The organism is Bacillus sp. AFS017336 (assembly GCF_002555445.1).
Lineage (GTDB): Bacteria > Bacillota > Bacilli > Bacillales > Bacillaceae_G > Gottfriedia.
In genome coordinates, this window is sequence record NZ_NUCO01000025.1 from 1 (window position 1) to 13,727 (window position 13,727).

General features: G+C 33.6%; 11 protein-coding genes. 5 read left to right on the plus strand and 6 right to left on the minus strand.

Annotated elements, in window-relative coordinates; translation table 11 throughout:
• Positions 1-328 precede the first annotated feature (328 nt).
• The 6 genes from gyrA to dnaA form a co-directional block, all read right to left on the minus strand.
• Positions 329-2,836 carry a DNA gyrase subunit A gene (gene gyrA / locus CN601_RS15705; protein ID WP_179865575.1) on the minus strand — a complete coding sequence of 836 codons (2,508 nt, stop codon included), beginning with the start codon at positions 2,834-2,836 and terminating at the stop codon, positions 329-331.
• 237 nt (positions 2,837-3,073) lie between these two features.
• The gene (gene gyrB / locus CN601_RS15710; RefSeq protein ID WP_098119125.1) at positions 3,074-4,993 is read right to left on the minus strand and encodes a DNA topoisomerase (ATP-hydrolyzing) subunit B; all 1,920 of its coding nucleotides are present in this window, start codon (positions 4,991-4,993) and stop codon (positions 3,074-3,076) included.
• A gap of 98 nt (positions 4,994-5,091) precedes the next feature.
• Positions 5,092-6,213, minus strand: a complete 1,122-nt coding sequence (gene recF / locus CN601_RS15715) for a DNA replication/repair protein RecF (protein WP_098119094.1) — start codon at positions 6,211-6,213, stop codon at positions 5,092-5,094.
• A 17-nt stretch (positions 6,214-6,230) separates the two neighbouring features.
• Positions 6,231-6,449 (minus strand): S4 domain-containing protein YaaA, encoded by a 219-nt coding sequence (yaaA, locus tag CN601_RS15720; protein ID WP_098119093.1) that lies wholly within the window; start codon positions 6,447-6,449, stop codon positions 6,231-6,233.
• Positions 6,450-6,675: 226 nt separating this feature from the next.
• Positions 6,676-7,821 carry a DNA polymerase III subunit beta gene (dnaN, locus tag CN601_RS15725; protein ID WP_098171591.1) on the minus strand — a complete coding sequence of 382 codons (1,146 nt, stop codon included), beginning with the start codon at positions 7,819-7,821 and terminating at the stop codon, positions 6,676-6,678.
• Between the two features lie 156 nt (positions 7,822-7,977).
• Positions 7,978-9,324, minus strand: coding sequence for a chromosomal replication initiator protein DnaA (gene dnaA / locus CN601_RS15730; protein ID WP_098119091.1), 1,347 nt, complete (start codon positions 9,322-9,324; stop codon positions 7,978-7,980).
• A 739-nt stretch (positions 9,325-10,063) separates the two neighbouring features.
• On the opposite strand from dnaA, the gene rpmH reads away from it, so the two are divergent.
• The 5 genes from rpmH to mnmE all read left to right on the plus strand — a co-directional run bounded on the left by rpmH (position 10,064) and on the right by mnmE (position 13,719).
• On the plus strand, positions 10,064-10,198 hold the full coding sequence (gene rpmH, locus CN601_RS15735; protein WP_098119090.1) for a 50S ribosomal protein L34: 135 nt from the start codon (positions 10,064-10,066) through the stop codon (positions 10,196-10,198).
• 141 nt (positions 10,199-10,339) lie between these two features.
• Positions 10,340-10,720, plus strand: coding sequence for a ribonuclease P protein component (gene rnpA / locus CN601_RS15740; RefSeq protein WP_098119089.1), 381 nt, complete (start codon positions 10,340-10,342; stop codon positions 10,718-10,720).
• A 60-nt stretch (positions 10,721-10,780) separates the two neighbouring features.
• Positions 10,781-11,545 (plus strand): YidC family membrane integrase SpoIIIJ, encoded by a 765-nt coding sequence (gene spoIIIJ / locus CN601_RS15745; protein WP_098119124.1) that lies wholly within the window; start codon positions 10,781-10,783, stop codon positions 11,543-11,545.
• The gene (jag, locus tag CN601_RS15750; protein WP_098119088.1) at positions 11,542-12,177 is read left to right on the plus strand and encodes an RNA-binding cell elongation regulator Jag/EloR; all 636 of its coding nucleotides are present in this window, start codon (positions 11,542-11,544) and stop codon (positions 12,175-12,177) included. The genes spoIIIJ and jag overlap by 4 nt, the downstream gene beginning before the upstream one ends.
• Before the next feature lie 165 nt (positions 12,178-12,342).
• Positions 12,343-13,719 (plus strand): tRNA uridine-5-carboxymethylaminomethyl(34) synthesis GTPase MnmE, encoded by a 1,377-nt coding sequence (gene mnmE, locus CN601_RS15755; protein ID WP_098119087.1) that lies wholly within the window; start codon positions 12,343-12,345, stop codon positions 13,717-13,719.
• Positions 13,720-13,727: the final 8 nt, after the last annotated feature.

Consider the following 13,727-nt stretch of genomic DNA (forward strand, 5'->3'; position numbering starts at 1 on the left):
TAGTTTTCAAAGTTCATTTTGTCGCGATGTCTCTTGGCGACTTCTATATAATAACAAATCCACTAGCCTCGGTCAATAGTTTTTATAATATATTTTTAAAAAAAATTAAACTAATTTCATTTAAGCAAAAACCTTACTTAATATTCTTATTTTCCTAGCTTTAGATTTAATAGAACTAAGGAGTTAATACTCCCCATAAAGATTAAATGAACAAAACTGACAAACCTAAAATAAAACCCTACTATCTTCAATTCAAAGAAACATTAGTATCCTCACATAGAAAAAAAAGAGAGAACAAATATGTTCTCTCCTTAGCATTATTTAAAAACTACTCTTCAGTTGTTTCAGTAATATCTTCATCTTCCAGAATCGGCATTTCATCATCGTTTTCATCTTCTGACTCAATTTCCTCTTCTTTTGCTGCAATTGCAACTGTAGCAACATGACCTTCTTCGTCTAGTCTTATTAATTTAACACCTTGAGTAACTCGTCCTAGACGCGAGATTTGTTCAATTGGCATACGAATAATAACACCGGATTCAGTAATTAACATTAAATCCTCTTCGTCACTTACACATTTTAATGAAATCATTTTACCGTTTTTCTCTGTAACATTCAGTGTTTTTAATCCTTTACCACCACGACTTTGAATACGGTATTCTTCCTGTGCAGTTCGCTTACCATAACCAAGTTCCGTAACAACAAGAATATCTAAGTGCTCCTCCACAACTTCCATTCCTACAACATAGTCATCTTCAGAAAGTGTAATAGCTTTAACACCTGTTGCTGTTCTTCCCATTGATCTAACATCATCTTCATTAAAACGGATCATCATACCTTTTGAGGTACCGACAACAATATCTTTCGTTCCGTCTGTTAAACGTACTGAAATTACGTCATCATCCTCTTTTAAATTAATTGCAATTAATCCATTCGTTCGGATATTTGCAAATGCAGATAAAGGTACACGTTTCGCTATTCCTTGTTTCGTCGTAAAGAATAGGTACCAATTCTCTAAAAATTCACTTACTGGAATAATAGCGTTAATACTTTCACCTCTATCAATTTCAAGTAAGTTTACGATAGGTAGTCCTTTAGCTGTACGGCTAAACTCCGGAATCTCATAACCTTTTGATCGGTATACTTTCCCCTTATTCGTAAAGAATAAAATTGTATCATGAGTTGAAGGTGTCAATAAGTGTTCTAAGAAGTCATCATTATTAGTACCCATTCCCTGAATACCACGTCCACCTCTTCTTTGAGATCGATAAGTAGAGACCGGAAGACGTTTAATATATCCATTATGAGTTAAACTTACAATGATATTCTCAACTGGTATTAAATCTTCATCTTCAATGATTTCAACTCCACCAGGAACAATCGCTGTTCTTCGTTTATCATTATATTGCTCTTTTAACGCAGTTAACTCTTCACGAATAATTTCAAGTACTCGTTCCTCGTCTGCAAGAATTGCTCTTAGTTCTGCGATTAACTTGATTAGCTCTTGGTATTCTTCTTCAATTTTTTCACGCTCTAACCCAGTTAGGCGTTGTAATCTCATATCTAAAATTGCTTGAGCTTGCTTTTCAGATAAATTAAATGTTTCCATTAAGCCATTTTTAGCGACTTCTGCTGTTTGAGAAGCTCTAATTAAGCTAATAACCGCATCTAAATGATCAAGAGCAACTTTTAAGCCTTCTAATATATGTGCACGTGCTTCCGCTTTTTCCAATTCAAACTTTGTTCTACGTTTAATAACAACAATTTGGTGGTCTAAATAGTGTTTCAAGCAACTCTTTAGAGATAGCACTTTTGGTTCACCATTTACAAGTGCTAATAAATTGATACCAAAGCTCGTTTGAAGCGCGGTTTGTTTATAAAGATTATTTAAAAGTACATTTGCGTTTGCATCTCTTCTTACTTCAATAACAACACGCATACCGGTTCTGTCAGACTCATCACGCAAATCAGTTATGCCTTCAATCTTTTTATCTCGGACTAGTTCAGCAATTCGTTCAACAAGCTTAGCTTTGTTTACTTGATATGGTAATTCAGTAACTATAATCGTTTGTCTTCCATTTGCTTTTTCTTCAATTTCGACTTTAGCTCTAATAATGATAGACCCTTTACCAGTTTCATAAGCTTTACGAATACCACTTTTCCCTAGAATCATACCCGAAGTAGGGAAATCAGGTCCTTGAACATACTCCATTAACTCTTGGGTAGTAATCTCAGGATCTTTACTTAGTGCAAGTACACCATCAATTACCTCGCCTAATTGATGTGGAGGAATATTTGTAGCCATCCCTACCGCAATACCTGTTGCCCCATTTATTAACAAGTTAGGAAATCTTGCAGGAAGAACGATCGGCTCTCTTTCAGAACCGTCATAGTTATCTTGAAAATCAATCGTATTTTTATTAATATCGCGAATTAATTCCATCGATATTTTGGACATCCTAGCCTCTGTATAACGCATTGCCGCTGCAGCGTCTCCATCGACAGATCCAAAATTCCCATGGCCATCTACTAACATATATCTAAAGTTAAAGTCTTGAGCCATACGCACCATTGTTTCATATACAGCAGAGTCACCATGCGGATGGTACTTACCAATTACTTCACCAACGATACGCGCTGACTTCTTATAAGCTTTATCAGCTGTCATACCTAAATCATTCATTGCATATAAAATTCTTCTATGTACAGGCTTTAAGCCGTCTCGTACATCTGGTAACGCTCGAGAAACAATTACACTCATTGCATAATCTAGGAAGGAATTACGCATTTCATGACTAATATTAATTTCTTTGATTTGTTGATTTTCGCTCAACATCGGCACCTCCCTTTAGTTTTCGTATCATGTAAGAAAGGGAGCTAAAAAGCTCCTATCAGACTTTGACAAACGCTTAACTTCTCCGGTGTTTTACTTGATCAAGATTCAATAATAAATCCAATATCTCGACAAATTTCACACAAAAAAGAACAAACATTTTCTATTAGTCTAAATTTGTATCCGTTCAGACTACATCTATACACTGAAAGGAGCATAAAAGCTCCTTAATATTAACTATTAAATATCTAAATTCTTTACGTACTTAGCATTATCTTGGATAAAGTTACGTCTTGGTTCTACCTTTTCGCCCATTAACGTTTCAAACGTTTCATCTGCTTCAATAGCATCTTGAAGGTTAACTTGCAATAATGTTCTAGTTTCAGGATTCATTGTTGTTTCCCATAACTGTTCAGGGTTCATTTCACCTAGACCTTTATATCGTTGAATAACTGGTTTTGGTACAGCATTAATGGTCGACATAATTTCTTCCATTTGTCGATCATTGTAAGCATACTGTATTTTTTTACCTTGTTGAATCTTATATAAAGGTGGTTGAGCAATATAAATATAACCACTTTCTATGATTTGACGCATATAACGATATAGGAACGTCAACAATAACGTACGAATGTGAGCACCATCTACATCGGCATCTGTCATTAATATAATTTTATGATATCGGGCTTTCTCAATATCAAAGTCATCACCAATTCCAGTACCAAAGGCAGTAATCATCGAACGAACCTCATTGTTTGATAAAATCTTATCAAGTCGAGCTTTTTCTACGTTAATGATTTTTCCACGTAAAGGAAGGATTGCTTGGAAGTGACGATCACGACCTTGTTTAGCACTTCCACCCGCTGAGTCACCCTCAACGATGTAAATTTCACTAATTGAAGAATCTTTCGAAGAACAATCTGCTAATTTCCCAGGCAAACTTGATACTTCTAAAGCACTTTTTCTTCTTGTTAATTCACGAGCCTTTTTAGCAGCAACACGCGCTCTAGCTGCCATTAAACCTTTTTCAACGATTTTTTTAGCTTCAGTTGGATTTTCTAATAAAAACTTTTCAAGTTTCTCTCCAAAAACTTGCTCTGTAATCGTACGAACTTCACTATTACCTAGTTTAGTTTTTGTTTGTCCTTCAAACTGAGGATCTGGATGTTTAATAGAAACGATAGCTGTTAATCCTTCACGCACATCCTCACCAGATAAGTTACTATCTTGATCCTTAATTAACCCATTCTTACGACCATAATCATTAATAACACGAGTCAATGCTGTTTTGAACCCAACTTCATGAGTTCCACCTTCATGTGTATTAATATTATTTGTGAATGAGTATATATTACTTGTATAGCTCTCGTTATATTGAAGTGCAATTTCTACACTAATTCCATCTTTTTCACCAATCACAAAAATTGGCTCGTCATGAATTACTTCTTTTGAACGATTTAAGTGTTCAACATAAGATTTAATTCCACCTTCATAGTGGAACTCTTTCTTTTGCTTATTTTCTCTACGATCTTCTATTGTTAGGCGAATACCCCTGTTAAGGAATGCTAACTCTCTTAAACGATTTGCTAATGTATCAAAGTCATAGACTATTGTTTCAGTAAAAATCTCTCGATCAGGTTTAAAATGAGTAATTGTACCTGTAGTATCCGTTTCACCTTCGATACTCATATCTGCAACTGGTATACCTTTAGCAAATTGTTGGTAATAAATATTTCCATCACGATGAACATGAACTTCAAGTAAAGTAGATAATGCATTTACTACTGAAGCCCCTACACCATGTAGTCCACCAGATACTTTGTATCCGCCACCGCCAAATTTACCACCAGCATGGAGTACTGTCATAATTACTTCTAATGCCGGTCTACCCATTTTTTCATGAATACCTACCGGGATACCACGACCATTATCTTTAACTGTAATGCTATTATCTTCTTCAATAATTACATTAATCTCATCACAGTATCCAGCCAATGCCTCATCTATACTATTATCAACGATTTCCCATACTAAGTGATGTAATCCTTTTCCGCTTGTAGAACCGATATACATACCTGGTCTTTTACGTACAGCTTCTAAACCTTCAAGAACCTGTATCTGATTTTCATCATAATTATGTTCTTGCATCTTTTGATCCATTGTCATGAACACTCACCTACTTTTTTTATTTTACATAAAAGAATTAGTAAATTTCAGCTTTGCTTATTAGGCGGCGTAGTAGAAATTTCATAAATTATTTATTGAGAAGTGCTTATAATTGTTCCATGTGAAACATTTATAATATTAGCTTGCTTTATCGTTTCGTGCTGAATTCCGTCAACACTAGTCGTTGTAACAAACGTCTGTACTTTATTTTGAATTGCATTTAATAAATGTGTTTGACGATAGTCATCTAACTCTGAAAGAACATCATCTAATAAAAGTATAGGATATTCTCCAACTTCCTCTTTAATCAGTTCGATTTCTGCTAGTTTCAATGAAAGAGCTGTTGTCCGCTGCTGTCCTTGCGATCCAAATGTCTGAACGTTTTTATCATTGACCATAAAAACTAAGTCATCTCTATGCGGACCAAGCAATGTAGTACCTCTGGATACTTCACGCTCTTTTTCAGCTTCGAATTGTTTTATGTACTCATCTTCCATTTTCGTCAAATCTGTTAAATCTGATACATTAATGCTTGGTTTATATATAATTTCTAGTTTTTCGGTCTCTCTAGAAATTTGACTATGAATAGGCGAAGCCCAACTTTGTAATAATTTAATGAACGAAATTCGCTTTTCGATTATTTTTATTGCATGTTTCACTAGTTGAGATGTAAGGACTTCAAGCATTAAATAATTCCGATCACGACTAGTTTGTAATGTTCGTAGTAGTGAATTTCGCTGTTGGAGGATTCGTTGATACTGACTTAGCTCATGTAGGTAAACAGGCGAAACTTGTCCTAGTTCCATATCTAGAAATTTACGACGCACTTGTGGACTACCTTTTACTAAATGTAAGTCTTCTGGTGCGAACATAACGACATTCATCACGCCTATATATTGACTTAACTTCATCTGTTCTAGATGGTTCAGCTTTGCTTTTTTACCTTTCTTTGAGAGGATTAGCTGTAGTGTTACTTGCTGGTTTTTCTTTTGTAACGTACCTTTTATTGTACCATATTCTTCATCCCAACGTATCATTTCTTTGTCATTGCTTGTACGATGAGACTTTGTTAAAGCTAGCACATAAATGGATTCCATTAAATTTGTTTTACCTTGAGCATTTTCACCAATAATGACATTAACATTATTTTGAAAATTCAACTCAAGGTTTTCATAATTACGGTATTGTTTTAGTTGTAAATCTTTAATATACAATGGGATTCCCCCAAAACTTATGAAGTTATAATATACGAACCTATTCCAGTGATTGAAACTGTATCATTTAGAACTAATTTTTTTCCTCTTCTATTTTCAGGTTCATTGTTTACAAAGATTTCATGCTCCGCTAAAAACCATTTAGCCATTCCACCTGTATCAATCACTCCTGCAAGCTTTAAAAATTGACCTAATGTAATATATTCTGTTTTTATTTTAACTTTTTCGTTTTTCATTTTTTTACCACCCTCAAATATCCATTCCTTAATTGTACTAAACTTCTGTAAGAAAAAAAACAGTTAACCCTTATTTTGTCTATTAAGTAAAAAAAAGACTGACCTAAATGTACTATGCACTCCCCAAACAAAATTTGTAGAATAAATTTTTTATTTATTCTCTAGATCCATTGGAGATTGCTAGTACATTCTATTTAGGACAGCCCCTTTCTTTAGAATTTACTAATTAGTATGTGCGAACTGGTAAAATTAATTGCAATGTTCTTGAGTCATTTACCGTACGAATTAAAAACGGTCTCATTGCTCCAGTAAATTGAATATAAATTTCTGGACTCTCTATTGCTTTTAATGCATCCATTACATATTTAGCACTAAAAGAAATTTTTAGCTCTTCACCTTTAATATCCTCACAAACAATTTCATCTACTACTTTACCGATTTCTGGAGAATAAGAAGATATATTAACAGTTGAGCCGCCAACTGTTTCCAAGTGAACAACATTATTTCTTCCTTCTCTAGCTAATAATGAAGCACGATCAATTGCTTGTAAAAATTCTTTTGTCATTACAGTAAGCTCAGTTTTGCTCTCACTTGGAATTAATTTTGATGTATCTGGATAATTCCCTTCAAGTAAGCGTGTAAAGAATAGTATATGTTTTGTTTTAAATAAAGCTTGGTGTTCAGTTAAAACAATTTCTACTTTTTCACTATTATCATCAAGTATTTTGCTAAACTCGTTTAGGCTTTTACCAGGAATTACGACGCTAGCTTTAAAATCACTTGAAATTAAACCACCATCAATTTTAGCTTGTCTTAAAGCTAGTCGGTGGCTATCTGTTGCAATACATGTTAACTCGTCATTCTCGATCTTCCAGTTAACACCCGTTAATATTGGTCTAGTTTCTGAAGTTGATACTGCAAATACTGTTTGGCGAATCATAAACTTTAATAAGTCTGCAGAAATAGAAATCGTTTCATGTTCTTCAATTTGTGGAAGTAATGGATACTCTTCTGAATCAAAGCCATTTAGACTAAACTCAGTTTTTCCAGCTCTAATAGTCGTAACATAATTACTGTCGGATTCTAATTCGACAAAATCAGCAGGTAATTTTTTTACAATATCACTAAAATATCGAGCATTTAATACAATACTTCCAGGTCTTTTTACATCAACTAATTGTTGATCATCTAATACAGTTGGTAAATACGATTCTATTGAAATATCTGAATCACTACCTGTGAAAGTTAGTCCTTCGTTTGTAACTACTAATTTAATACCAGTTAAGATTGGAATTGTTGTTCTAGATGAAACAGCTCTCATAACATCTTGTACAGCTTTAACAAGATGATCTTTTTGTACAGTAAATTTCATAATTTGTACTCCTTATATATTTTATAAAATAATATAGTAATAGTAGTAGGGCCTGTGAATTTGTGGATAACTGTATTTTAGTAAAGAAAAATAAGTCTATCAACATGTGGATAGACTGTGTAAAAGGTTTGGTGAGTTATACACAAGTTAACGACTCTACTGATTTAATTTTTCATTAATCTCTTTAATTTGAGATTGCAGTTGTGAGTCAGTATCAACTAATTTTGAAATTTTTTCGTGTGCATGAATAACAGTTGTATGATCTCGTCCTCCAAACTCTTCTCCTATTTTAGGTAAAGAATGGTCTGTAAGCTCTCTTGATAGATACATTGCAACTTGTCTTGGGAATGCTACGGATTTCGTACGTTTTTTTGCTTTAAAATCCTCTAATTTAATATTATAAAATTCTCCAACCGTTCGTTGAATATCGTGTATTGATAATGTTTTAGGCTTCGTCGCTGTAATTAAGTTCTTAAGAGCTTCAGCGGCTACACTAGCGTTAATATCTTTATTAATTAACGATGAATAAGCGACTACACGAATAAGTGCTCCTTCTAACTCACGAATATTCGTATCAATTTGATTTGCTATATATAACATAACCTCATTTGGAATATCTAACCCTTCAGCCTTAGCCTTTTTGCGTAAAATCGCAATCCTAGTTTCCAAGTCTGGAGGTGTAATATCCGTAATAAGGCCCCATTCAAATCGCGAACGAAGTCGATCTTCTAATGTAGGAATTTCTTTAGGCGGTCGGTCACTTGAGATAATGATTTGTTTACTTTCTTCATGAAGAGTATTAAAAGTATGGAAAAATTCTTCTTGTGTTTGTTCTTTTCCAGCTAAGAACTGAATATCATCTATAAGTAGAACGTCTACATTTCGGTACTTATTTCTGAACTCTATCGCTTTATTGTCACGAATTGAGTTAATAAACTCATTTGTAAATTTTTCTGATGATAAATAAACTACCTTGGCATTCGGATTATGCTCTAGCACATAATGTCCGATTGCATGCATTAAGTGGGTCTTTCCTAATCCTACGCCTCCATATATAAACAATGGATTATAGGCCTTAGCAGGTGCCTCTGCAACAGCAAGTGAAGCTGCATGAGCAAAACGGTTACCTGAACCAATTACGAAAGTATCAAAAGTATATTTAGGGTTTAACATACTTTGGTTGAACTCTACTGGCTCCTCAAATTTAACTTTAGCTTTAACTGCTGGGATATTCATCTCTATTTCTTCTACGTGATTTTGAGGAAGGATAAATTTGATTTCTAGTTCCGCTCCAGTTATTTCTAAAACAGTATCCATTATTAATGATGAATACTTTGACTCAAGCCAATCACGGGCGAATTCATTTGGGGCAATTATTGTTAGCGTATCATTTTTTAACGAAAATGCCTTTGTTGATTTTAACCACGTTTCAAAGCTAGGTTTACTTATCTTTTTTTCTATTTCAGTCAGAACCCTAGACCACAGATCCCCTATATTCTCCAAACAAAAATCCCTCCTTACAAAGCTTGTTCAACTTTTGTACAAGCGTCTTTCTCGACTATTTATTTTTATTCATCTCATTGAATATGCTTATTTTTAAAAAGCTGCAAAAATCCACTTTATTTGACAGTATTCACCTATGTGGATAACTTTAAAATGGTACAAGTGTAAAACCTGTCCACAAGTTATTAACATCTGTGGACAATTAATAATAAAAAACAACTTGTCCAAAGTGGAAAACAAATTAATAATATCAAAAATCGTTAGCTATTTCAATGAGTAGTTAATGTTATCCACATGCTAATCCACTTGTTTAAAAAAATTGTCCACAGAAAAATAACTTGTGTAAAAATTGTCGATAACTGTTGTGGGTAAAAAAAGTACAGAAAAATCTTATCCACAGAGCCTTTAACAATTTCTTAAAAAAAGGGAGCAGCGGTTTTTAAACAATTTTCTTATTCATTTAAAAGTCGATAAAAAAAATCTTTCGACACCATCATTTTTAGTATGTGCTTAGCTGTTTATAAATTCGTTGGAAGGAAAAGATAGGAGTAAAATGATTACTATATTTAAATGAGTAACTCCATTTTTTATTTAGAAATCTTAATGGATCAGCTATTCTTCATAAAATGGAAATATTTAATGATTATGTTTTAACATCTTACATTGACATTCTTAGTAGTTATTCTTTATAATTTATAGGACTGTCTATTACAGTAATTCCTCAGGGAGGTGTCATATAATGAAAAGAACATTTCAACCAAACAAACGTAAGCGTAGCAAAGTACATGGTTTCCGTAGCCGTATGAGCACTGCAAATGGACGTAAAGTTCTAGCTGCTCGTCGTCAAAAAGGAAGAAAAGTATTATCTGCGTAGGCCACTGTCAACAGTGGTCTTTTTCACTAATAAGAAGGCCTTTTTTGCTTTTATGTCACAATTTGTAAGTAAAAAAGGCCTCATTTTTTATAAAAAAATTGTTATGATAATTGAAGGAATCATTTGAGGTGTCGGTGGAACATGAACAAGAAAAACAGAATAAAAAAGAATGCAGATTTTAGTCGCGTTTTTCGAGGGGGATCATCAACTGCAAACCGACAATTTGTAATCTATACTGTAAAAAAAGAAGACCAAACTTCCTTTCGTATAGGATTATCTGTCAGTAAGAAACTCGGTAATGCTGTTGTGAGAAATCATATAAAGCGATATATAAGACAAGCTCTTACTGAATTGAGTAATGATCTTCATTTAAATATGGATTATGTTGTTATTGCAAGAAAGCCCTGTACTGAGCTACCTTTTAATGAGTTTAAAAAGAGTTTAATTCACGTGTTGAAAAGGGCGGAAGCGCTTAAAATACGTGATTCAAAAAATAAATTAGATAAAAAACAAATTAAGTAATTACATATTTAAATGTAACATCTTAAAGGAGGAACTAGTTTGAAGACTAAGAAGTACCAAATGCTAGTTACAGTTCTTTTCTTAGTAGTCGTGTTAGCGGGATGTTCACAAACAAACCAACCGATTACTTCTGAAAGTACGGGGATTTGGAATGAGTATTTAGTTTATCCACTATCATGGTTAATCACAGCTGTGTCTAAAATTTTTGGTGGAAGCTATGGAATGGCGATTATTGTTGTAACACTTTTAATCCGTTTAGCTTTATTACCATTAATGATCAAACAAATTAGAAGCACTAAAGCAATGCAGTCAATTCAGCCTGAAATGAAGAAACTTAAAGAAAAGTATTCTTCTAAGGATCAAAAAACTGTTCAAAAATTAAATGAAGAAACAATGAAGTTGTATCAACAACATGGTGTGAATCCATTATCAGGTTGTTTACCAATTTTCATTCAAATGCCAATCTTAATTGCTTTCTACCATGCAATTATGAGAACAATGGCAATTAAAGCACATGATTTCCTATGGTTCCAATTAGGTCATCCGGATCCGATTTATCTTTTACCGATTATTGCTGGTATCACAACTTTCATTCAACAAAAAGTTTCAATGAGTACTGGTTCTATGGAAGGACCTGCAGCTCAACAAATGAAAATTATGCTTTATGTAATGCCAGTCATGATTTTAGTATTTGCTGTTAGATTACCATCTGCGTTAGCTTTATATTGGGTAGTTGGTAATACATTTATGATTCTTCAAACATTATTTGTTAATAAAGGTAGCAATACCGTAAAAAATAAAAATGTAGGAGGGGCTAGTAAGTGAGAGAAGTAACTGCTACTGGTCAAACAATCGAACAAGCAGTTCAAATAGCACTTCAGCAACTTAGTTCAACAGAAGAAGAAGTAGAAATTAAAGTGATCGAAGACGGCAAAAAAGGTTTTTTAGGATTTGGCGCTAAACCTGCAAAAGTATTAGTTGTAAAAAAGCAAACTTTAGTTGAAAAAGCTTTTGACTACCTTTCGAATATTGTTAAAAGTCTTGATGAGACTGCAGATGTTCTATATGAATCACAAGAAAAAGAACAAACCTTCTTATTTACAATAAAAGGTGAAAAGGTTGCTCTTATTATCGGAAAAAGGGGTAATACTTTAAATGCTCTTCAATTCTTAGTTCAAACATTTGTAAATCGTCATTCAAAACAGTTAATTCATGTTGTAGTTGACGCAGAGAACTATCGATTAAAGCGCAAGGAATCGCTTGAAATTCTTGCAAGGAAAACTGCTCAAACAGTTTTAAAAACAAGAAAAGCTGTTTCTTTAGAGCCAATGCCTTCATTTGAAAGAAAAATAATACATCACATACTGACAGATATGCCAAATATCTCTACAAAATCTGTAGGCCAAGATCCACATCGTAAATTAGTTATAGATATTAAGAAACCAATTAGGGGTTAATCCTTAATTGGTTTTTTTATGTCCTACATTCAAGTCATATGAGTTTACTTGTACTTTCGTACGGTTATAATATAAAAACATTCATTTATAAAATTCTTTATGCTATGCTATAGATTTAGAAGTAACATGTTGACTTTCGTTTAACATGCTCCGAGGTGATTTTTTATGGAATTCGATACAATTACAGCAATATCGACGCCAAAAGGCGAAGGTGCTATTGCCATCGTTCGTCTAAGTGGTGACGAAGCTGTTCAAATAGCAAATAAGTTATTCAAAGAAAAAGATTTAAATATAGTTGACTCACATACAATTCATTACGGCCATCTAGTTGATCCTACTTCTGGTAATACTGTTGAGGAAGTTATGGTCTCGGTTTTAAGAGCGCCAAAGACGTTCACACGTGAGGATGTTGTCGAAATAAATTGTCATGGTGGAATTTTTTCGGTTAATAAGGTACTTGAGTTAGTACTTTCGCAAGGGGCTAGATTAGCTGAGCCCGGTGAATTTACAAAACGAGCATTTCTAAATGGCCGAATCGACTTATCTCAGGCTGAAGCGGTAATGGACTTAATTCGTTCTAAAACTGATCGAGCAATGGCCATTGCAATGAACCAAGTCGAAGGTCGTTTATCAAAGCTAGTGAATAGCTTAAGACAAACATTGCTAGAGATTCTTGCTCATATTGAAGTGAATATAGATTATCCTGAATATGATGATGTTGAAGAAATGACAAATACTGTTTTAATTGAAAAAGCTAAAACAGTTCGAATTGAGATACAGAAACTTTTAGAAACATCGAGACAAGGTAAAATTTTACGTGAAGGACTTTCTACTGTCATTATAGGAAGACCAAATGTCGGAAAGTCTTCTCTTTTAAATACGCTTGTGCAAGAAAGTAAGGCAATTGTAACTGATATCCCTGGTACAACACGCGATGTAATTGAAGAATATGTAAATGTAAAAGGTGTACCACTACGACTAATTGATACAGCGGGTATTCGTGAAACGAAAGATGTTGTAGAGGCGATTGGTGTCGAAAGGTCGAAAAAGGTACTAAATCTGGCTGATCTTGTTTTATTTGTATTAAATAATAACGAACACTTAGGTGAAGAGGACCGTAATTTATTTGCTGAAATGAGCAATAAAGATGTAATCATTATTATTAATAAAACGGATTTGTCACAAAAGCTTGATATGAATGAAGTAAAAGAATTAGTTGGCAATGCTACAATTGTAACAACTTCTTTAAAAGAGGAAAAAGGAATTGATGATTTAGAAAAGGCGATTGCAGACTTATATTTTGAAGGCCAAATTGAAGCGCAAGATTTAACTTATTTATCAAACGCTAGACATATTGCACTACTAAAACAATCGGAACAGACGATTAATGATGCGATTGAGGCAATGAATAGTGGTATGCCAATTGATTTAGTACAAATTGACTTAACAAGAGCTTGGGAGTTGTTAGGTGAAATTGTCGGAGATACAGTTCAGGAAAGTTTAATCAACCAGCTATTTTCTCAGTTCTGTTTAGGAAAATAAAATGGTTA